This window comes from Listeria grayi, assembly GCF_900638015.1.
Classification (GTDB): domain Bacteria; phylum Bacillota; class Bacilli; order Lactobacillales; family Listeriaceae; genus Listeria; species Listeria grayi.
This window is the reverse complement of sequence record NZ_LR134483.1, coordinates 1,035,511-1,054,964: the sequence shown is the minus strand read 5'-3', so window position 1 is coordinate 1,054,964 and position 19,454 is coordinate 1,035,511. Positions and strand designations below refer to the sequence as shown.

Below are 19,454 nucleotides of genomic sequence, written 5' to 3'. Positions count from 1 at the left end.
AGTCTGTTTCAAGGGGGTTTTTTATAAACTCAATTGAAACTGACTTTTTTATTTTATAATATCTAATTGCCACAAATTGGGAACAGCACTTTGGACACTCTCAATAAACCTCCGCTAATATGTATATTTATTTCAAAAGGCCTAAAAAGAAAAGACAGCCTATAAGCAGAGTCTCTTTTTATTAATAACGAATATCCATGGTACGGGCAACTTTGCCACGCAAATCAGCCTATCCCAATGATATTATCAAAAACACTTCAAAGGATAAACACTGTTGTCATAGATTGCTAAATATAGGTCATCGATTATTCAATAGTAATTACCTATATTTTCACATGAACTTTTAAAATCTATGGCGAAAATATTTAATTTTTAACTTCTCTTGTTTCTTATTGCTTTTCTTCCCGCAAAAAATTATAAATATTCCAACGATTATTAAATGAAAAAACGATGATTATCAAGCAATGTCACACTATTTGAAAAAACTCAGGAAGAATATATAAATATTCATGGGGATTTGTTAACTTAAATTGCTACACTTTTGTGATACACCCGGTTTGTAGCTCTTTTCCAAAACCAATAAAGAAGAACTTCTATATCTAATAAACACTGCCAAGGAAACAAGAACTAAAACATAAGAATGAATTGCTTAGGCATAATTTTACTTTGCAAAAAAAGCCCTGTACTTTAGGAATGAATATTTAAGAACGAGACATTTGGATCATCTATGAGATCCGATTAAAGGCTCCTCTTGGAAGTGACTAAATTTTCTAAAGCAGCCTCAAGGGCTAACAAAAATAATTAAATAATAAAACTACAAACGCGAAATTAGAGAAAGTCATTCAAGAAGTCTTTGTTGAAATAATTATAATTATAGATCGCGCCGCTAGGAAATACATCCCAATAAATAGAAGAATGGATTCGATTCCTCCCAAAGTAACTATATCTATATGAGTAACGCCACATTTTTATATACAAAGTTATCCCAAACACACAAAAAAAGGCAGCCAGAATTAACCTGACTGCCTCATTTTTAAACCTGAACTATTAACGAATCTCTTTGATACGAGCAGCTTTACCACGCAAGTTGCGTAGGTAATAAAGTTTCGCACGACGAACTTTACCGCGACGGATCACTTCTAATTTAGCGATACGTGGAGTGTGTACAGGGAATGTACGTTCAACGCCTACGCCATTAGAAATTTTACGAACTGTGAAAGTTTCGCTGATTCCAGCTCCGCGACGTTTGATAACAACGCCTTCGAACAATTGGATACGTTCGCGAGTTCCTTCAACGACTTTCGCGTGAACGCGAACAGTGTCTCCGGGACGGAAGCTAGGGATATCAGATTTCAACTGATCTTTTGTGATTTCTTCGATAAGTTTATTCATGATTTTTTCTCTCCTTTATTCCAATATTCATACATACTTGTTATGCAGCGGAACATTGTAGTTAGACTGGAAAATCCAGTACCTCTAATAGAATACCACTTAACGGAATGACTGTAAAGTTTTTTTCTTACTTTTTATCTAGTTTTATCCAGCTTGCGAGCCATTTTTTCTGTTGGTCGCTAAGTTCTAACTGTTCCAATAGATCTGGTCTTCGCTCCCAGGTCCGGCGTAGTGATTCCATTTGTCGCCACTCTTCTATTTTAGCATGGTTGCCGTTTAAGAGGACTTCGGGTACTTTTAAGCCACGGAAATCGGCTGGTCTGGTGTAATGTGGGTGTTCAAGCAATCCGGTGGAGAAGGAGTCGCTTGCAGCGGATTCGCTGTTGCCAAGTGCTCCTGGGAGAAGGCGTACGATGCTGTCAACCATTGTCATGGCTGCAAGTTCTCCTCCGGTCAAAATATAATCGCCGATCGAGATCTCATCGGTGACGAGTTCTGTGCGGATGCGTTCGTCGTAGCCTTCATAATGGCCACAGATGAAAATAAGCTGCTTTTCTGTTGCCAGTTCTTCTGCCAGTTTTTGGTTGAAGGGTTTGCCGGCTGGGTCCATAAGGATAACGCGGGGTCTCGTTTCTTCTGCTCTGACGGCTGCTACTGCGTCGAAAATCGGTTGTGCTTTGAGAAGCATTCCTGCCCCTCCGCCATATGGATAGTCATCAACGACGTGATGTTTGCCCTCTGCGTACTGGCGAAAATCAGTGACTGCTATATCGACGATCTCTTTTTCGATTGCTTTTTTTAAAATCGAATTCCCAAATACTCCGGTAAACATTTCTGGAAAAATCGAAAGAATGTCTACTTTCATTCCTATAACAATCCTTCCATGACTTCGATCGTGATTGTTTTTGTAGGGATATCGATCGTTTTTACGACATCCGCGATATAGGGAATCAAGATCTCTTTTTTGGCAGCCGTTTCCACTACCCAGACGTCGTTGGCGCCTGGTGTTAGGATCTCTTTGATTTCGCCAAGCGTTTCGCCTTCAGTAGTGACTACTGTGCAGCCAATGATCTCATGAAAATAGTATGCATTTTCTTCGAGTGGCTGCAACTGGCTTTCTGTTACTTTAAGGACGCCTTCTTTTAAATGTTCTACCTGATTGATGCCCGTATAGCCTTCAAATGTCAATAAATCGAATGTTTTATGCTGCCGATGACTTTTGATCGTCAGGGGCTGTGCAGATCCGCCGGTTTTTGGTACGTAGTAAAGTATATTACCTGGTACATAGCGTTCTGCAGCAAAATCTGTGGTGGAGATCACACGTACTTCCCCCATCAATCCATGTGTGTTGACGATTTTTCCTACTTTATACATTTTTTCCATAGTTCACCTCTACCGTATTTCAATAACGATACCGTCTTTGACAATGATCTCGCTGCTTGTTTGGACATTTTTCCACTTGTCGCCAACTTTCACTTCTTGCAGTGCATCCAGTTCACGTTCTCTGATCTCGCTTCCAAGCGGCAATATCTCCAACTGATTGATCTGAAAGTCTGCTAGTTTTACTTTTTCTCCTCGAAAATTTATTTCGCGGGAAAAATAAGTAGCGATTTGATTTTGATTATAGCCGCCACTTTTATGCTCGGCCTTTTTTTGTTCAAAACGTAGCTGTTCGATTTCATTTTCTAGTTCGGCTCGCTGTTTTTGATAATAATGTAATAATTCTTGCTTGCTTGTTTCTGTCAATATCTGTTTGACTACTACTTTTTGGATAATCTTCACGTTCGCCCTCCTCTTTCGGGTTACATGGATTTCTCTTTTATTTTAGCAGTTCAGATAGCTAATTCCAACTGTTTTCCGTAAGCGGCAAAGATTATTCGTGTTTTTGCGCCGCTTGTAAAAAGATCTGAAACAGTTTTTGCGTCTCAGGATCACGCTGGAACATCATTTCCGGATGCCATTGGACACCGATGAACCAACTTGCTAGTTCGCGGCTTCCCTCCATTGCCTCGATCATCCCATCGGTAGTCCGTGCGGAAACGACTAGCTTGTCAGCGACCGTTTTGATAAATTGATGATGCAGGGAATTTACTACTTTCTTATCGGAGAAAAGCTGATTCAGCTGCGAATCTTTTTCGATATTGATCGTATGTGAGCCGAGTGTTTCATCGACGTGTTGCAGATGCTGTACGAGCGGCTGTTTGACATAGTTGACATCTTGGTACAAAGAACCGCCTAGAGCAACGTTGACAAGCTGTAGACCACGGCAGATCGCGAAAATTGGTTTGCCTGCTTCCAGTGCAGCATGGACGAGCGCCATTTCAAAATGATCACGCTGCGGGGAATAGGCACCGATCTCTGGATTTGGTTCTTCTAAATATAAGTGCGGCGAGATATCTTGGCCGCCTGTCAGTAAGAGACCGTCAATGAGCGAAATAGCTTGGGCCGCTGCTGCTGGTTTATCAATTGGCAAAACGACAGGAAGTCCGCCTGTTCCCTGGATCGCATCGACATAATGCTGCTGCGTGTATGTCACGCGGTGTCCGTAAAATGTATCTACTCCTTTTACCAGCCTATTGCCGGTGATTCCGATTACTGGTTTCATGCCTAGATCCCCTTTGCTTTTTTCTTATCTTATCAAAAAAAGACTGGTATATAAATCAGTCTGTTCTGATTCATACCCAGCCTCTTTTCATTAATCAGTAATTTCGAGATGTAGCTTTTTATTGTATTTAGAACCAGCTGCATAAACAACTGTGCGCATCGCTTTTGCGATTCGTCCTTGTTTACCAATAACACGCCCCATATCTTCTTTGTTTACTGATAATTTATAGGAAGTCGTCTTACCTGTCTCGGAGACAGATATAAGCACATCTTCCGGATGGTCCACAAGGGGTTTCACGATGGCGAGAATCAATTCTTCCATTCGCGTGTTCCTCCTTATTTACCTAATTTTTGGTTGTGGAATTTTTCCATGATACCTTCGTTACTGAATAAGTTACGAACTGTATCAGATGGTTTCGCACCATTATGCATCCATTTCAAAACAGACTCTTCATTGATTTTCACTTCTGCTGGATTTAACAACGGGTTGTATGTTCCAACAGTTTCGATCGAACGGCCATCACGTGGATAGCGAGAGTCAGCTACAACGATACGATAAAAAGGTTTCTTTTTAGAACCCATACGTTTTAAACGAATTTTAACTGCCATGTTTTTATTTACACCTCCATAATGTCTTACACAAGTATATATATTACCAGTAAAGCATTTGTTTGTAAAGTGTTTTTTCTTTACAGAACAATTTTTTTAAAATGGTAATTTAAAGTTGCCAAACGGGTTTTTGCCTTTTTTCATTTTTTTGCCCATCGCACCGCCAGTCATCTGCTTCATCATTTTTTTCATTTCATTAAATTGTTTGAGCAGACGGTTGACTTCTTGAATCGGTCTGCCGCTTCCACGGGCGATCCGTTTTCTGCGGCCGGCATTAATGATGTCTGGATTGTCTTTTTCCATTTTCGTCATTGATTTGATGATCGCCTCGATGTGGCCAAGCTGTTTATCATCGACTTGCATGTTGTCCATGCCTTTCATTTTCCCTGCACCGGGAAGCATTTTCATCAATTCATCGAGCGGACCCATTTGTTTGACTTGTTGCAACTGTTCCAGAAAATCATCTAATGTCATGCTGTTATCTTTGAGTTTTTGTTCCATTTCTTTTGCTTTTTCCGTGTCGATGTCTACCTGTGCTTTTTCAATCAAGGAGAGGACATCGCCCATTCCGAGGATACGAGATGCCATCCGATCTGGGTGGAACGTTTCTAATGCTTCCATTTTTTCGCCGGTCGCCACGAATTTGATTGGTTTTCCAGTTACCGCGCGAATGGATAAAGCTGCCCCACCACGTGTGTCTCCATCGAGTTTGGTCAGGATCACACCGCTGACTTCGAGCTGTTCATTAAAGCTTTCTGCGACGTTTACTGCGTCTTGACCGGTCATCGAATCGACTACTAAGAAGATTTCATCCGGCGAAGCGACTTCTTTTACTTGTTTCAATTCGTCCATTAACGCATCATCGATATGCAGACGACCTGCTGTATCGATGATCACATAATCTAAATGGTCTTCTTTTGCTTTCGCGATGGCTTGTTTTGCGATTTCGACTGGGCTGACTTGATCTCCTAGCGAGAAGACTGGCATGCTGAGCTGTTTACCCAGTGTTTCCAATTGCTGGATCGCTGCCGGACGATAAATATCGGCTGCTACTAACAGCGGTTTGCGGTTATATTTTTTCCGTAATAAGTTAGCCAATTTTCCTGTAGTAGTCGTTTTACCGGCACCTTGGAGGCCGACCATCATGAGTACCGTCGGCGGTTTATCTGCTACGGCGATCTTGCTTTCTTCGCCGCCCATCAGGTTGGTCAGTTCCTCTTGGACGATCTTGATAACCTGTTGACCTGGTGTCAGACTCTTCATGACGTCAGAACCAACTGCGCGTTCGCTTACAGTCTTGATAAATTGTTTGACGACTTTGAAGTTTACATCGGCTTCGAGTAGTGCCAAACGTACTTCACGCATCATTTCTTTTACATCGGCTTCGGAAACTTTTCCTTTACCGCGGATTTTGTTCATTGTTTCTTGCAGTCTTCCTGCTAAACCTTCAAATGCCATTTCCTTTGCCTCCTATTCGGTCGCTTTAAGCTTTTCGATCCATTCTTCCAGCTGCTTGTCGAGTAATTTATTTTCCTGCAGATAGGTTTCGAGTTCTGTCAGCAGCTTTTCACGTTCTTCATATTTAGCGAGCATCCCGAGTTTCTGCTCATAATTCTCCAAGCTCTCTTCGGTCCTCTTTATATTATCATAAACTGCTTGCCGGCTCACTTCATATTCATCAGCGATCTCTCCTAAAGAAAAATCCTCCAAATAATACAGCGACACATAGTTTTTTTGTTTTTCTGTCAGCAGTCCTTGGTAGAAATCAAATAATAGATTCATTCGATTGGTCTTTTCAAACAAGGCGTGTCACCTCTCTTCTTCTAAAGGATACGGTTAAATGGCAGTGCTGTCAAGCATATTCCGGACGGAGAAAAACAGCTAGCAAAACTTACTTGCTAGCTGAAAAAATTATTTCTCGTCGATCAGATCAGCAAACAATCCGTACACGTAATCTTCCGCGTCAAATGGTTGCAGATCGTCGATTTTTTCGCCTAGGCCGATATATTTTACCGGGATTTGCAGGCCGTTTCGGATCGCGATCACGATCCCGCCCTTTGCTGTGCCGTCGAGTTTCGTGAGTACGATACCGCTGACATCGGTTGCTTCTTTGAATTGTTTTGCTTGGACGAAGGCGTTTTGACCTGTGGTCGCATCGAGAACAAGTAGCACTTCATGCGGCGCGTCTGGTACTTCGCGTCCAATAACTCGTTTTACTTTTTCAAGTTCGTTCATCAGATTTACTTTATTTTGTAGACGACCGGCTGTATCGCAGAGCAAGACATCTACGCCTCGGGCTTTGGCTGCTTGCAGTGCATCATACATTACAGCTGCAGGATCGCTTCCGGCTGTTTGTTTGATGACTTCAACGTTCGCACGTTCTCCCCAAACTTCCAGCTGTTCGATCGCCCCTGCTCGGAAAGTATCTCCTGCTGCCAGCATGACTTTTTTGCCTTGACTTTGCAGCATGTGCGCCATTTTGCCGATCGTTGTTGTCTTACCGACACCGTTGACGCCGACGAATAAAATAATATTCAAGCGACCGTCCTTTATATCTAGCGCTGGCTTTGCTTCTTCTTCACCTTCGTAGATCGCAACTAGTTTCTCGACGATGACTTCTTGTACTTCTTTCGGATCACTGATATTGCGTAGTTTTACTTCTTCGCGCAGCTGATCCACGAGTTCCATTACCGTATCAAAGCCAACATCAGCCCCAATCAGTACTTCTTCGAGTTCTTCAAAAAATTCCTCGTCTACTTTACGATAGCGTGCCATCATTTGATTCAATTTTCCTGAGAAATTTTGACGTGTTTTACTTAGCCCATCTTTAAATTTCCCTGTCACGGAGTCAGTTTGTCCCGTGATTTTTTCTTTGATTTTCTTGAAAAAGGTCATGTTATTCTCTCCCCTGCTTTATTTCACAAGTTCTTCGGTTTCTTCTAAACGGACGGATACTAGTTTGGAGACGCCGGATTCCTGCATGGTCACACCGTACAGAACATCTGCTTCTTCCATGGTTCCTTTCCGGTGCGTAATGACGATAAACTGGGTGTCTGATTCAAACTGTTTGAGATAGCGGCTGAAACGGATGACATTTGCCTCATCCAGTGCTGCTTCGACTTCATCGAGGATACAAAATGGCACTGGGCGGACACGAATGATCGCAAACAATAACGCGATGGCTGTAAGTGCCCGTTCGCCGCCGGAACGCAAGCTGAGGTTCTGCAGTTTCTTACCTGGTGGTTGAACGATGATGTCGATACCTGTTGTAAGTAGGTTTTCCGGTTCGGTAAGAACGAGTTTTGCCTCGCCGCCGCCGAATAATTCTGGAAAGACGATCGCGAATTCTGTTTGGATCGCTTCAAAGCTAGCTTCAAAACGAATCTTCATTTCCTCGTCCATTTCACCCATCACATCAAATAGGGTTTCTTTGGCTGCCAGCAGATCTTCTTGCTGACCATTCAAGAATTGGAAGCGTTCCTCGATGCGTTCAAATTCTTCGATCGCACCGAGATTGACAACGCCGAGTTCATCGATCGAACGTTTGAGCAAACGGACCTTGGAGCGCAACTGTTCCTGATCGACATCTGGCAAAATGTTTTCCTTTGCTTGCTCGAAATCAAGTTCATACGCTTCCTGTAGGCGGTTGATACGGCTTTGCATGTCGACTTCATAGCGACTGATCGCTACTTCGGCTTTATTGCGCTGTTCGCTGTAATACTGCGATTGTTCATTTTTCTGCTGCAACGTTTCTTCTTGCTTGGTCAAACTTTCTTGCAAGGCGATCCGCTTTTCGCGAAGCTGTTTCGCAGCTGTTTCACAGGTCGCCTTATCTGTCCGCGTTTGCTCGATCAGCTGCGTATATTCTTCTTCCGTCCTTGATTCGCTACGAATGGTTTGGATGCTTTCCAAGCGGTCTTCTGCGGCTTGCTTTTGCTGATATAACTCATTTAATTGATCTGTCAGCCGAGCTTCTTCGGCGCTTGTGTAGCCTAATTCTACTTTTTGGGCGGTGATCGTTTCTTTGAGATCAGCCAGCAAATGTAGGACTTCCGTGCGCTTGCTGTCTTGGATCTTGCTGTCTGCGAGCATCGTTTCGATCGCTTCGTTCATTTCAACGAGTAAGCGTTCGTTTGTTGCTTCTTCAGTCAGCAGCGCTTGTTTGCGTGCTTCGAGTTCATTTTTCTCTTTGAGATTGTCTGCTTTTTCATAATCATAGATTTTCAATTGGTGATTTTGGCGTTCTAGATTCTCTCTGCCACTGGAAAATTTACTGGTCCATTCTTGTTCTTGGATACGGAGTTTTTCCCCGGTGGAACGGATTTCTTCCAGCTGTTCGCGTTTGGTTTGGACATTTACCTTGCCTGCTGCGACGCTTGATTCAAATTGACTCGTTTGCTGCTGAAGGCTCTTTAACTGACTTTCCAGCTGCTCCAATTCATTTTTGCGTGTCAAGATCGAGGAGCGGCCTTTCGTTGTTGCTCCACCAGTCATCGAACCGCCTGCATTCACGACATCGCCGGCCAGTGAGACGATCCGGTAGCGATAATGTACGAGTTTTGCTAATTCATTGGCGCCTTTTAAATCTTTTGCTAAGATCGTTGTGCCTAGCGCGTTTTGAATAACCGGAGCGAGCGAAGGATCATGCGTGACGATCTGGCTGGCTACTGCTTCGAACGCTGGGTGCGCTTCTAATTGTTTCAGTGTCCCAGCCGGAAGTTCACGTGGCTGGATCGTTGTCAGCGGCAAGAATGTAGCGCGACCGGCACGTTTGGTTTTTAAATATTGGATTGCTTCGCGGGCAACGCGTTCATCTTTTGTGACAATATGTTGGGCATTATTGTTCAAAGCGATTTCCATCGCGGTCTGATAATGTTCTGGGATCGTGACCAGTTCGACTAATGCACCAATGATGCCTGGTATTTCTGTTTTTGCTTTTAATACTTCGCGGACCCCTTGAAAAAAACCGGCATAGTCATCTGCGAGTTCCGCAAGTGTTTCTTTGCGTGCCTTGACCTGTTCGATAGCTTGGTAGTGCTTATAAAGGGCGCCCTCTTCTTGCGCAAGGCTTTGTTCAGCTGCTGTCAGTTCTTTTTTATTTGTTTCGTAGGTCGTCAGTTGTTCTTCTAGCTGCTTTCGAATCGATGCAAGCGTATTTTCCGTTGCTTCGATTTCTTCTTGTCTGGCGATCCGTTCTTTGCTGCTGTCCCCGTTTTCTTGTTCTAAGCGTGTTAACCTGGCATCGATCTGTTTCAATTGACGGTCGATATAGCCCACATCATTATGGATCGTCGTTTGGCGGTGTTTCAGTTCAATGTAGTCACTCTTTTTGTTTTCGATCGTATCTTCGGTGATATTATCAAGTTCTGCCAAATTGCGTTCGTACGCCTTCCGCTGCCGGTCAGCCAATTCCAGTTTCGTTTCTTTTTCCAATTTTTCTTCGAGCAACTGTTTGCGCTCTGCTTCTAACTGGGTGATTTTAGCTGTTGTCGCAGTGAGTGTTTCTTGGTGCGTTTGTTCCGTTTCACTGCTGTGCTTTTTCCGTTCCAGTTGCAGGTTGCGCTCGCCTTCAAGCTTTTCGAGAGACTGCGCTAGTTGCAACAGTTTCTGCTGATTGGCATCGATTTTTTCGTCTAGTTCGGTTAAAGATCGTTTTTGTTCCGTTACGTGCTGTTCTTCTTCACGGATCTTTTCGCGCAATTTGAAAAGAGCTTGGCTGTTGGCTGCGAAATCATCGCGTTCTTTTTCCAATTTCGTTTCTAAGCCGCCGATCTCAGTTGCTAGTAAGGAAACTTCATATTTTTCAAGTTCCTCTTTTTGAAAGAGATAGTCTTTCGCGATCGATGCTTGCATTTCAAGCGGTTCAAGTTGTCCTTCTAATTCATATAAAATATCTTGGACGCGATTTAAGTTTTCTTCTGTCTCTGTCAGCTTTTGTTCTGCTTGTTTCTTTCGTTGTTTATATTTTAATACGCCGGCCGCTTCTTCAAAGATCGTCCGTCGCTCTTCGGGTTTACTGTTTAGGATCTCGTCGATCTTTCCTTGTGAGATGATCGAGAAGGACTCTCTGCCGAGGCCGGAATCCATGAAAAGTTCCACGATGTCTTTCAAACGGCATTGTTCATGATTGATGAGAAATTCGCTGTCGCCGTTACGATAGATTCGTCTGGTGATGGCAATCTCCGAATAATCTAAAGGCAGGAAATGGTCTTCGTTTTCTAAAACCAAAGACACTTCTGCGAAATTGATTGGTTTGCGCGAATCACTTCCAGCAAAAATAACATCTCCCATGCGCCCTCCGCGAAGGCTTTTGGCAGACTGCTCTCCCAGTACCCAGCGAATCGCTTCGGTGATATTGCTTTTCCCGCTTCCGTTTGGTCCTACGACAGCTGTCATGCCGGGAACAAAGTCCACGGTTACTTTATCTGCAAATGATTTGAAACCATTCATCTCTAATTTTTTGAGTAACAAGGCGGATACCTCCTTTGCCTGCCTTTTATTTACGGTGTAGTAATTTATTGATTGCTTCTTTTGCTGCGTTTTGTTCCGCTTGTTTTTTCGTTCTGCCTTCGCCTCTGCCAAGCATTTGGCCATTGACGACGACTTGTGCTTCGAAGGCTTTGCTGTGGGCAGGACCACTTTCTTCTAAAATATCATATTGGATCAGAACGTCGCGGTCACGCTGGACGATTTCTTGCAGTTGCGTTTTATGATCGACGGTTTCCAAAAAAGCGCCGGTATCGATTTTTGGAAAAATGACTCTTTCCAAGAAGCGGATGACGTTTTTGAGCCCATTGTCTAAATAGAGCGCACCGATAAATGATTCAAACACATCGGCAAGTAATGCTGGACGTGTTCTCCCTCCCGCTTTTTCTTCGCCATTTCCTAAACGGATGTACTTGGAAAAATGAATATTTTCCGCAAACTCGACTAGTGAGGGTTCACAGACGATCGCGGCGCGCATTTTAGTCAGTTGTCCTTCTGCGAGATTGGGGTATTTTTGAAATAGGTAATCGGAGACCGTAAGTTCCAAAACCGCATCTCCTAAAAATTCCAAGCGTTCGTTATCATTTAGCTTTTCCTTGCGATGTTCGTTCACATATGAAGAATGTGTGAATGCTTCTTGCAAAAGACCCACGTTTTCAAAAGTGAATCCTACGCTTTCTTGTAATTCTTCCCATTTGTCCATGTTAGCTGCTCCTCTCTTCTCTGCAAGTTTATTTTCTAAAGAGCCGATCTATTTAAAAGCTGCTTAGAAAATAAACTTCACTTTAGAGTGAAAAAGAGGCTGTCTTTCTGCTTCGCTTCATGCGCAGATAAACTACGCAAGCGCATGTCAAGCAAAGAGACACCCTCATTTATTCTTTCACATAAAGTTTTATGCGTTCTGCTCTATGTACTTCACTGCATCACCGACTGTAGCGATTTCAGCAGCGTCGTCATCAGAGATTTCAACTCCAAATTCATCTTCAAGTTCCATAACAAGTTCAACAACGTCTAGAGAATCTGCACCTAGATCGTCTTTGAAGGAAGCTTCCAAAGTTACTTTAGATTCTTCGACACCCAAACGGTCTACGATGATTTTCGTAACTTTTTCTAATACTTCTGCCATTTCCACTTCACCTCCCTCCAAGTATTATATAAGATAATCATGCCGCCGTAAACACTAATCGTAAAATAAAATCGATTAGTTCATTACCATGCCGCCGTCAATGGCGATCGTTTGGCCTGTAATATAGGCAGAGGCGTCGCTTGCAAGGAATAAAACAGCATTTGCCACATCATCTGTTGTCCCGTATTTGCCTAGCGGAATTTGGCTGAGCATCATTTCTTTTGTCTGTTCGTCTAGTTCGTCTGTCATTTCTGTCGTTATAAATCCAGGTGCGACAGCGTTGACGTTGATACCGCGTGCTGCAAGTTCGCGTGCACTCGTTTTGGTCAGGCCGATAACACCTGCTTTACTAGCAACATAGTTTGCTTGACCCGCATTTCCGATCAAACCAACGACAGAAGCGATATTGATGATCTTGCCATAACGCTGCTTCATCATGGTACGGCTAACTGCCTTCGTCGTCAAGAAAGTACCCTTGAGATTCGTCGCGATCACATCATCCCATTCATTTTCTTTCATACGCATCAGTAAGTTATCCCGAGTGATCCCAGCATTATTGACTAAGATGTCGATTCTGCCAAACCGCTCTACGGCTTGTTTGAAGAGCGCTGTTACTTCTTCTGAATCCGCGATATTTGCTTTCATTGCTTCTACTTCCACGCCGATCTCCGTAATCTTAGCAGCTGTTTCTTTTGCTGCATCCGGACTGCCGTTATAGTTAAAAAAGATGTTCGCGCCGGCTTCGGCAAGTTTGATCGCGATCTCTCTGCCGATCCCGCGTGAAGCTCCTGTTACTACTGCTACTTTTCCAGTTAAATCCATTACGCCTTATTCCCCCTTCAATGTCTCAATGACTGTCTCTACGGATGCTACATCTCCCGCTGATAAAACGGTCACGCCTCTGTCGATTTTTTTGATCAAGCCGGCTAATACTTTCCCAGCTCCGATTTCCACAAACGTATCTACACCTTGGTCGATCAAATAACGAACGGTGTCTTCCCATAATACTGGTGAATAGATCTGCTCGATCAGATTCTTGACAACCGTATCGCCAGAAGTCGTTGCTTCTGCATTACTATTAGCAACAACTGGGATCGCTCCGTCTTGGATCGTCACTTCTTGGAGTACTGGCACGAAGGCTTCAGAAGCTGGTTTCATCAAAGTAGAGTGGAACGGTCCACTTACTGCAAGCGGCATGGCACGTTTTGCGCCTTTTTCTTTTGCGAGTTCTGCTGCTTTTTCTACTCCAGCTACAGAACCAGAAATAACGATTTGTCCCGGACAGTTTAAATTCGCAAGCTGCACGTCATCGCCGCCAGCTGTAACTTCCTCTGTCACGCTAGTTAACGTTTCCCGGTCTAATCCCAAAATCGCTGCCATGGCACCTTGTCCGTTCGGAACGGCTGCTTCCATCAATTGACCGCGTTTATTTACCAAATAGATAGCGTCTTCTGCTTTCAAATAGCCGCCAGCCACTAATGCGCTGTATTCGCCTAGACTATGGCCTGCCACGTAATCCGCTTTGATCGCATGTGCTTCTAAGACACGTAGGATCGCCGTGCTATTTGTAACTAATGCCGGTTGCGCGTTTTCTGATTTTGTCAATTTTTCTATCGGTCCTTCTTGGATCAGCTCGGAAAGCGAAAAGCCGAGGCGTTTGTCTGCAGCTTCAAAAATGGCTGCTGCTTCTGGATATTTCTCCGCAACATCAAGTCCCATCCCGATTTTTTGCGAGCCTTGACCTGGAAATACAAAGGCGATCTTAGTCATTGTTCTTTATTCCTCCTACATCGATTTTATGGATTTCTGCTTTGATTGTTTCTACGATTTGTTTTTCGACCATATCGCGCACTTGGCGGATCGTTGTGAAGATTCCTTTTGCGTTTGTCGCACCGTGTGCTTTTACCACTGGCGCTTGGATGCCGAATAGACAGGCACCACCGTATTCACTATAATCCATTTTAGCACGAAGGCCATAAAGATCTTTGCGTAAAAAACTGGCAGCGAGCTTGTTTTTGATTCCGTTGTTCAAGCTCATTTTCAGCATGCTCATGACCGAAGAGGCAGTTCCTTCTACGGTTTTCAGTACCATATTACCGGTGAAACCATCTGCTACGACGATATCTGCCACATCCATCAAGAGATCGCGTGCTTCGACATTGCCGATAAAGTTATACGCGTTTTGATTTTTCATATATTGGAAAGCCGTTTTTGTCAGTTCATTTCCTTTTGTTTCTTCTGTTCCGATATTGAGCAGACCGACCCGTGGGTTTTCGATCTTGCGTACTTTTTCTGCATACACGGAGCCCATCAGGCCAAATTGCAGCAAATGCTCTGGTTTTGCTTCTGCATTGGCACCGGCATCCAGTAATACGAATCCTTTACCAGTGATAGTCGGTAAAGTCGGTGCAAGTGCAGGACGATCAATGCCTTTGATCCGGCCGATGATAAACAATCCGGTCGACATCAATGCTCCGGTGTTGCCGGCAGAAATACAGGCATCGGCTTCGTTGTTTTTAACCGCTTGAGCAGCTAAAACCATTGATGCTTTCTTTTTTCGTTTTACTGCACGGACAGGTTCGTCATCACTTTCGATTTTTTCGTCCGTATGTACAATGGTGATCCTAGTCTTGTCCGTTAGATATTCATTGATCTGTGCTTCGTCCCCATAGAGGATGTATTCTACATCTTTAAACTGAGCGGCAGCTTTCATTACACCTAACACAATTTCTTTAGGTGCGTGATCCCCGCCCATCGCATCGATTGCTATTTTCATATTCGTCATTCCTTTTTACTTTTTTCTGTAGCATGGTACATTTCAAATTTACCTTTTAAAACGATTTCGTCACCGACATAGCTGTTGATATCAACGATCGTGATCGAGCGATTATTCGTAGTCGGTCGCACTTTTGCTTTGGCTACCACTCGTTCGCCTTCATAAACGGAACGCACGAAACGAATCGTTGCTTGCGTGGTGAGGGCAAGCTTATTTGGGATGACAGCAGTTGCTAAGGAGTTGGCTTGGGCAAACAAATGATGTCCACGGGCTATTTTGTTGCGTTTAAAGACGTGTTCCGGTGTGACATCAAAAATCGAGATCGCACTGCGATTCAATTCAATGTCAATGATCTCGCCGATGATTTCATCAATCGGCAGACTTTTTACTGCATCTACGTAGTTTTCACTTGCTACTTCCTTGATACGCTCCCGAAGTTCGGGTATCGCTAAAGCTACTCGGTCCAGTCTGATCGTCTGCACACTGACTTGAAATTTTTTGGCAAGTTGTTCATCCGTAATAAAAGGATTGTCTTTAATTGCTTCTCGTAATTTAGATTGTCTTTCCTGTTTGGAATATTTTTTCATTGCCATTCCTCATCTCGTTTTTTCGGTATGGGGTTTTAATACCTGCTACTAAATAGGATTGCAAAAAATGGGACAACTCTCTGAAAAAGAATAGTAGTCCCGAGCTTCATGCACACAAGCATTACGCTATAATGGTATAAAAAAACAAGTCGATATGCAAGTGTTTTATTTAAATAGCGATAAATACAGCGCTTAGTCCAGCTTTTGTGATTCAAATACACCTTCTGCTTGTAGTTGGGCGTAAAGCGCTTGATAGGCTGGATTTTCAGTAAGGTTTTCTGTAAAGATCAGTTCCGCTGCATCTTGACGAGCGATTTCTAGGACGCGGTAATCATGTACCATATCTGCGACTTGAAATTCCGGCACACCGCTTTGCTTACTTCCAAAAAACTCACCCGGGCCACGCAGTTCCAAATCACGTTCGCTGACAACGAAGCCATCATTCGTCTCCGTCATGATACTCATGCGTTCCTTTCCGACCTCTGTTTTCGGATTGGCGATCAAGATACAGTATGATTGTTCACTGCCTCGGCCAACCCGGCCACGCAACTGATGAAGCTGCGCTAAGCCAAACCGGTCCGCATCATAGATGACCATCATCGTTGCATTGGGAACGTTGACGCCTACTTCTACGACAGTAGTCGAAACTAAGCAATCGAGATTATTTTCATTAAAATCACGCATGATGTCTTCTTTTTCTGCAGGAAGTAGTTTCCCATGCATCAGTCCGACTTTGTGACGGCCATGCCATTTTTGTTCTAAGATATTGTATACGTCGATCGCATTCTGGACGTCTAATTTCTCCGATTCTTCGATCAGCGGACAAATAATATAAACTTGTCTGCCTTTTTGGATCTCTTTTTCCATAAACCCGATCACGCGATCCAACATCTCATGTTTGACCCAAAAGGTTTCGATCGCTTTTCGTCCAGCTGGCAGTTCGTCGATAATCGAAACGTCCATTTCGCCAAACGCCGTGATCGCCAAGGTTCTCGGGATCGGTGTCGCGGTCATAAACAGCACATCCGGATATTCGCCTTTTTCGCGCAGCACTCTTCGCTGTTTGACTCCGAAGCGATGCTGTTCATCCGTGATCACAAGTCCCAGTTTGGAAAAAACGACTTCTTCTTGGATCAACGCATGGGTGCCGACTACGACATCGATCGCACCGTCTTCGAGCAGCTGCAATAACTCGCGCCGTTTTTTCCCTTTCACACTGCTTGTTAAAAGGGCTACGGTGATATCTAGTGGCTGCAAGAGTTCCACTAGAGAATTCGCATGCTGCTCTGCCAAAATCTCTGTCGGTACCATCAAGGCAGCTTGAAAACCGCTTTGAACAGCCGCATACATGGCAATTGAGGCAACGACGGTTTTCCCGGATCCTACATCTCCTTGCAGCAGCCGGTTCATGTGGAAATGGGATTTCATATCGCCACAGATCTCATTGACAACTCGTTTTTGGGCGGAAGTTAGTGGGAATGGCAAGCCTTCGATATAATGGCGCAGTTTTTCTACGTCGTAGTCGATCGAGATCCCCCCGGATTTTTCTCTTTCCAGCTTGCGGAAAAACTGCATTTTCAGTTGAAAGAGAAGAAACTCTTCATAAACAAAACGTCGGCGTGCTTGCTTGAGCGCATCCTCACTTTTCGGGAAGTGCATCGTAGCCAGCGCTTCCTGCCTGCCGATCAGCTGATATTTCTCCAGCCATTTTGAAGGAATGATCTCTTCAATATCTTGGAGATATAAGTCTAAGGCTTGTTTGACATATTTCTGGATCGTTTTATTGCGGATCGTGCCCTTTAATCGATAGACGCCTTCAAGTTCTTGTTCTTCTTGAAGTTCGCCTTTTTTCAATTTGCTACCAGTGATTTGAGCACGTGCCTTGTTCCATTTTCCTGAAACGGTAACGGTCTCCCCGACCACGATATTGTTTTTCAAATAGGGCTGGTTGAAAAAATCGACTTTCACGACTTGTTCGTGATCCGAGATCCGAAAAGAGAGTTTTGATTTTTTTCTGCCGTAAAAGGCGATCGTTGCCTCAGTCAGGACTTCGCCTTGGATCGTGATTCGCTCTTCATCTGCAACATCCATCAGATCTTTTAAGCGATAGTCTTCATAGCGATGCGGGAAGTTCCACAGCAAATCAGCTATCGTGTCAATCGCCAATTCATGAAAATGCTTTGCTGTTTCTTCGCCGACTCCTTTTAACGCGGAAAGTGGCAGCTTAGATAGATTCGTCACTGGTATTCTCCGGAGATAGGCCAAAGATCCGTTGTTGGATCGCTCTGCCTGTTGGTGTAGCTGCGAGTCCGCCTTCTGCTGTTTCCCGAAGCGAGCCTGGGATTTGGAGTCCGACACGATACATCGCTTCAATAACTTCATCACATGGGATTCTGCTGGTTACTCCTGCTAGCGCCATATCGGCTGAAATGATCGCTTGTGAGGCACCTAGCGCATTACGTTTGATGCAGGGAACTTCGACAAGACCTGCTACTGGATCGCACACAAGACCAAGCATATTTTTCATCGTGATCGCCATCGCGTGCGCTGATTGTTCCGGCGTTCCGCCCGCCGCTGCTACAACTGCTGCTGAAGCCATTGCACTTGCTGATCCGATCTCTGCTTGACACCCGCCTGCTGCCCCACTGATAAACGCATTGTTGGCAACCACATAACCGAATGCACCAGCTGTAAATAGAAAATCGACCATATCGGCTTTGGAGAGGCCGAGCTTATCTCTTACAGCGAATAGCACACCTGGAACGACACCAGCGCTTCCTGCTGTTGGTGTGGCGCAAATGATTCCCATAGCAGCATTCACTTCATTCGTCGCGACTGCTTTCGCCACTGCATCCAATAAAACGGGACCAGATAAAAAGTTGCCTTTTTCGATATATGCTTTTATCAATGTAGCATCTCCGCCCGTTAATCCTGTGGTGGATGTTACTCCTGCTTCCCCATTTTCGATGGCTTGTTCCATCACTTCTAAATTATGTTCCATGGCTTGGACGATTTCCTCGCGCGGTGTGCCGGCAATCGACATTTCCCGGCGGATCATCAGTTCCGCAATGGTAATATTTTCTTTCGTGGCAATCTCCACTAGTTCTGCGACTGTTCGAAACATTTCTATCACTCTCTTTCCTTCACATCTTTACAGGAAGAAACTTATCACATGCGAGTGATAAGTTTCTGAATGTTCATATGATGATGCTGGCTACCTGATAAATACCAGCTAATGCTGCGATCTGATCTAGTACTTCCTTACTTGCTGTCTGGTCTACTTCGATGACCATAAGTGCCTCGTCGCCTTTTACTTTGCGTGAGACTTTCATTTGACCGATATTGATTTGATTATCGGCAATGATACGGGAAACAGCGGCAATGGCGCCGTATTTATCTTGATGCAAGATCACGATCGCCGGTGCGGTCCCGGTGAATTCCAACTCAAATTCATTCAAGCGGACGATCTCGACTTTGCCACCGCCGATCGAAGCTCCCACTAATGTCATTTGCTGCATCCCGTTTTTCAAAACTAATTTGACTGTGTTCGGATGCGGTGGTTCTTCTTGCTCTTCAATAAATTGGATATGGATACCGGCATCAAGTGCCAGTTGTTTGGATACTTTTAGCTGTGGATCGTCCGGAGCTAGTTCAAGCAGTCCGCCGATCAATGCCACATCAGTGCCGTGCCCTTTATAGGTCTTGGCAAAAGAGCCGTATAAATGGATATCTACTTGCGAAGGCTGGTCGCCGAAAATACTTCTAGCGATCGATCCGATTTTGTTTGCCCCTGCTGTATGGGAACTGGATGGTCCTACCATAACTGGACCAATGATATCAAAAACACTATTATATTTCACGTTTACCGACTTCC

General features: G+C 44.2%; 19 protein-coding genes and 1 pseudogene. All 20 read right to left on the bottom strand.

All coding sequences use genetic code 11. The features are described from left to right. Window positions 1–1,047 precede the first annotated feature (1,047 nt). Window positions 1,048–1,392, bottom strand: coding sequence for a 50S ribosomal protein L19 (gene rplS, locus EL241_RS05065; protein WP_003758674.1), 345 nt, complete (start codon window positions 1,390–1,392; stop codon window positions 1,048–1,050). Window positions 1,393–1,519: 127 nt separating this feature from the next. Then, on the bottom strand, window positions 1,520–2,257 hold the full coding sequence (trmD, locus tag EL241_RS05060; protein ID WP_003758672.1) for a tRNA (guanosine(37)-N1)-methyltransferase TrmD: 738 nt from the start codon (window positions 2,255–2,257) through the stop codon (window positions 1,520–1,522). 2 nt (window positions 2,258–2,259) lie between these two features. Further along, window positions 2,260–2,775, bottom strand: a complete 516-nt coding sequence (gene rimM / locus EL241_RS05055; protein WP_003758670.1) for a ribosome maturation factor RimM — start codon at window positions 2,773–2,775, stop codon at window positions 2,260–2,262. A gap of 9 nt (window positions 2,776–2,784) precedes the next feature. Then, entirely contained in the window at window positions 2,785–3,174 is a 390-nt protein-coding gene (locus tag EL241_RS05050) for a YlqD family protein (RefSeq protein ID WP_036106911.1), read from the bottom strand. A gap of 91 nt (window positions 3,175–3,265) precedes the next feature. Then, the gene (locus EL241_RS05045; protein ID WP_003758664.1) at window positions 3,266–3,997 is read right to left on the bottom strand and encodes a gamma-glutamyl-gamma-aminobutyrate hydrolase family protein; all 732 of its coding nucleotides are present in this window, start codon (window positions 3,995–3,997) and stop codon (window positions 3,266–3,268) included. A 90-nt stretch (window positions 3,998–4,087) separates the two neighbouring features. Continuing rightward, window positions 4,088–4,318, bottom strand: coding sequence for a KH domain-containing protein (locus tag EL241_RS05040; protein WP_003758662.1), 231 nt, complete (start codon window positions 4,316–4,318; stop codon window positions 4,088–4,090). 14 nt (window positions 4,319–4,332) lie between these two features. Next, complete coding sequence (gene rpsP, locus EL241_RS05035) at window positions 4,333–4,605, bottom strand: 30S ribosomal protein S16 (RefSeq protein ID WP_003758659.1); 273 nt, start codon at window positions 4,603–4,605, stop codon at window positions 4,333–4,335. A 96-nt stretch (window positions 4,606–4,701) separates the two neighbouring features. After that, window positions 4,702–6,063, bottom strand: coding sequence for a signal recognition particle protein (gene ffh, locus EL241_RS05030; RefSeq protein WP_036106913.1), 1,362 nt, complete (start codon window positions 6,061–6,063; stop codon window positions 4,702–4,704). A 12-nt stretch (window positions 6,064–6,075) separates the two neighbouring features. Further along, window positions 6,076–6,408 (bottom strand): putative DNA-binding protein, encoded by a 333-nt coding sequence (locus tag EL241_RS05025; protein WP_003758656.1) that lies wholly within the window; start codon window positions 6,406–6,408, stop codon window positions 6,076–6,078. A gap of 108 nt (window positions 6,409–6,516) precedes the next feature. Then, window positions 6,517–7,500, bottom strand: a complete 984-nt coding sequence (gene ftsY, locus EL241_RS05020) for a signal recognition particle-docking protein FtsY (RefSeq protein ID WP_003758654.1) — start codon at window positions 7,498–7,500, stop codon at window positions 6,517–6,519. Between the two features lie 18 nt (window positions 7,501–7,518). Then, on the bottom strand, window positions 7,519–11,076 hold the full coding sequence (gene smc, locus EL241_RS05015; RefSeq protein WP_036106915.1) for a chromosome segregation protein SMC: 3,558 nt from the start codon (window positions 11,074–11,076) through the stop codon (window positions 7,519–7,521). Window positions 11,077–11,101: 25 nt separating this feature from the next. Next, window positions 11,102–11,794 (bottom strand): ribonuclease III, encoded by a 693-nt coding sequence (gene rnc / locus EL241_RS05010; protein ID WP_003758648.1) that lies wholly within the window; start codon window positions 11,792–11,794, stop codon window positions 11,102–11,104. A 189-nt stretch (window positions 11,795–11,983) separates the two neighbouring features. After that, complete coding sequence (locus EL241_RS05005) at window positions 11,984–12,217, bottom strand: acyl carrier protein (protein ID WP_036107204.1); 234 nt, start codon at window positions 12,215–12,217, stop codon at window positions 11,984–11,986. A gap of 75 nt (window positions 12,218–12,292) precedes the next feature. Further along, complete coding sequence (gene fabG, locus EL241_RS05000) at window positions 12,293–13,039, bottom strand: 3-oxoacyl-[acyl-carrier-protein] reductase (RefSeq protein WP_003758645.1); 747 nt, start codon at window positions 13,037–13,039, stop codon at window positions 12,293–12,295. Between the two features lie 6 nt (window positions 13,040–13,045). Then, window positions 13,046–13,987, bottom strand: coding sequence for an ACP S-malonyltransferase (fabD, locus tag EL241_RS04995; RefSeq protein ID WP_126320396.1), 942 nt, complete (start codon window positions 13,985–13,987; stop codon window positions 13,046–13,048). Further along, window positions 13,980–14,993, bottom strand: a complete 1,014-nt coding sequence (gene plsX, locus EL241_RS04990) for a phosphate acyltransferase PlsX (RefSeq protein ID WP_036106919.1) — start codon at window positions 14,991–14,993, stop codon at window positions 13,980–13,982. Before plsX ends, fabD begins: the two co-directional genes overlap by 8 nt. Window positions 14,994–14,998: 5 nt before the next feature. After that, window positions 14,999–15,580, bottom strand: a complete 582-nt coding sequence (gene fapR / locus EL241_RS04985; protein ID WP_040486783.1) for a transcription factor FapR — start codon at window positions 15,578–15,580, stop codon at window positions 14,999–15,001. A 225-nt stretch (window positions 15,581–15,805) separates the two neighbouring features. Beyond that, window positions 15,806–17,854 (bottom strand): annotated as a pseudogene (gene recG, locus EL241_RS04980) (ATP-dependent DNA helicase RecG); the annotation flags it as partial. Further along, complete coding sequence (sdaAA, locus tag EL241_RS04975) at window positions 17,805–18,704, bottom strand: L-serine ammonia-lyase, iron-sulfur-dependent, subunit alpha (RefSeq protein ID WP_003758635.1); 900 nt, start codon at window positions 18,702–18,704, stop codon at window positions 17,805–17,807. The gene sdaAA and the pseudogene recG, both read right to left, overlap by 50 nt. A 73-nt stretch (window positions 18,705–18,777) precedes the next feature. Further along, complete coding sequence (gene sdaAB / locus EL241_RS04970) at window positions 18,778–19,440, bottom strand: L-serine ammonia-lyase, iron-sulfur-dependent subunit beta (RefSeq protein WP_003758633.1); 663 nt, start codon at window positions 19,438–19,440, stop codon at window positions 18,778–18,780. Window positions 19,441–19,454: the final 14 nt, after the last annotated feature.

Bases quoted from the DNA above. Each gene is read 5' to 3' on its own strand.
- rplS (WP_003758674.1), bottom strand. From the start codon at position 1,392: ATGAATAAACTTATCGAAGAAATCACAAAAGATCAGTTGAAATCTGAT.
- trmD (WP_003758672.1), bottom strand. From the start codon at position 2,257: ATGAAAGTAGACATTCTTTCGATTTTTCCAGAAATGTTTACCGGAGTA.
- rimM (WP_003758670.1), bottom strand. From the start codon at position 2,775: ATGGAAAAAATGTATAAAGTAGGAAAAATCGTCAACACACATGGATTG.
- EL241_RS05045 (WP_003758664.1), bottom strand. From the start codon at position 3,997: ATGAAACCAGTAATCGGAATCACCGGCAATAGGCTGGTAAAAGGAGTA.
- EL241_RS05040 (WP_003758662.1), bottom strand. From the start codon at position 4,318: ATGGAAGAATTGATTCTCGCCATCGTGAAACCCCTTGTGGACCATCCG.
- rpsP (WP_003758659.1), bottom strand. From the start codon at position 4,605: ATGGCAGTTAAAATTCGTTTAAAACGTATGGGTTCTAAAAAGAAACCT.
- ffh (WP_036106913.1), bottom strand. From the start codon at position 6,063: ATGGCATTTGAAGGTTTAGCAGGAAGACTGCAAGAAACAATGAACAAA.
- ftsY (WP_003758654.1), bottom strand. From the start codon at position 7,500: ATGACCTTTTTCAAGAAAATCAAAGAAAAAATCACGGGACAAACTGAC.
- rnc (WP_003758648.1), bottom strand. From the start codon at position 11,794: ATGGACAAATGGGAAGAATTACAAGAAAGCGTAGGATTCACTTTTGAA.
- EL241_RS05005 (WP_036107204.1), bottom strand. From the start codon at position 12,217: ATGGCAGAAGTATTAGAAAAAGTTACGAAAATCATCGTAGACCGTTTG.
- fabG (WP_003758645.1), bottom strand. From the start codon at position 13,039: ATGGATTTAACTGGAAAAGTAGCAGTAGTAACAGGAGCTTCACGCGGG.
- fabD (WP_126320396.1), bottom strand. From the start codon at position 13,987: ATGACTAAGATCGCCTTTGTATTTCCAGGTCAAGGCTCGCAAAAAATC.
- plsX (WP_036106919.1), bottom strand. From the start codon at position 14,993: ATGAAAATAGCAATCGATGCGATGGGCGGGGATCACGCACCTAAAGAA.
- fapR (WP_040486783.1), bottom strand. From the start codon at position 15,580: ATGAAAAAATATTCCAAACAGGAAAGACAATCTAAATTACGAGAAGCA.
- sdaAA (WP_003758635.1), bottom strand. From the start codon at position 18,704: ATGTTTCGAACAGTCGCAGAACTAGTGGAGATTGCCACGAAAGAAAAT.